This window comes from Sphingomonas sp. S-NIH.Pt3_0716 (assembly GCF_003950715.1).
In the GTDB taxonomy this organism is placed as follows: Bacteria; Pseudomonadota; Alphaproteobacteria; order Sphingomonadales; family Sphingomonadaceae; genus Sphingobium; species Sphingobium yanoikuyae_A.
This window is the reverse complement of the sequence record NZ_QLJK01000121.1, coordinates 1-828: the sequence shown is the minus strand read 5'-3', so window position 1 is coordinate 828 and position 828 is coordinate 1. Positions and strand designations below refer to the sequence as shown.

The 828-nt window shown below is 53.5% G+C and carries 2 tRNA genes and 1 rRNA gene; all 3 read left to right on the top strand.

From position 1 onward, the window contains the following. Positions 1-60, top strand: a 16S ribosomal RNA gene (locus BRX37_RS27170); the annotation flags it as partial. A gap of 176 nt (positions 61-236) precedes the next feature. Then, positions 237-313, top strand: a tRNA-Ile gene (locus tag BRX37_RS26355). Positions 314-324: 11 nt separating this feature from the next. Beyond that, positions 325-400 (top strand) — tRNA-Ala (locus BRX37_RS26350). Positions 401-828: the final 428 nt, after the last annotated feature.

The window sequence follows — 828 nt, the reverse complement described above, 5'->3', positions numbered from 1 at the left end:
CGTAGGGTGAAGTCGTAACAAGGTAGCCGTAGGGGAACCTGCGGCTGGATCACCTCCTTTCTAAGGATCGTGACGAAAGCGTCAGTGCTAGACACTGAAAGAGCTTCGTCATTTCCAAAGAACATAGCCGCCGTCCTCATGTCCCTTCATCACTAGAGATTAGCGCAGTTCAGCTGCGTTGATAGCTGAGCAGGCTCAAGCGCCTCTGGCTGCTAACGCAGCCTGATTTGGCAGCTGGGCCGGTAGCTCAGGTGGTTAGAGCGCACGCCTGATAAGCGTGAGGTCGGAGGTTCAACTCCTCCCCGGCCCACCAGCATTTGGTGAGGGGCTTTAGCTCAGCTGGGAGAGCGGTTGCTTTGCAAGCATCAGGTCATCGGTTCGATCCCGATAGGCTCCACCATTTTTGCGGTTCAAGAAAATGTCCGGGGGACATTTTCCCGCAAAAATCCCGAGCGCAAGCGAGGGGCGCCCTATGGCCAACCACATACTCTAGTTGATGAAGATAGCGGTTTACCAGCCAAGGCTGGTGATATGGCTCGCACAAGCGAGCCTCTTTGACATTGTGAATGGGTTTTTTAATCGATGCCGTGGCGACATGGTTTGGTTTTTGGTGTTTCCGCAAGGAAGCATCCGGAAAGCGAGCGATGTTGTACACACAAGATTATCTGGCTGAGTTTAATAACCACACCGATACAGCTAATGGCAAATGCTACCCAGTATTGTCGTTGGTGGTGTGGACTCTCAAGCGTGAGGTAAGGGCATCTGGTGAATGCCTTGGCATGTACAGGCGATGAAGGACGTGGCACGCTGCGATAAGCGTGGGGGAGC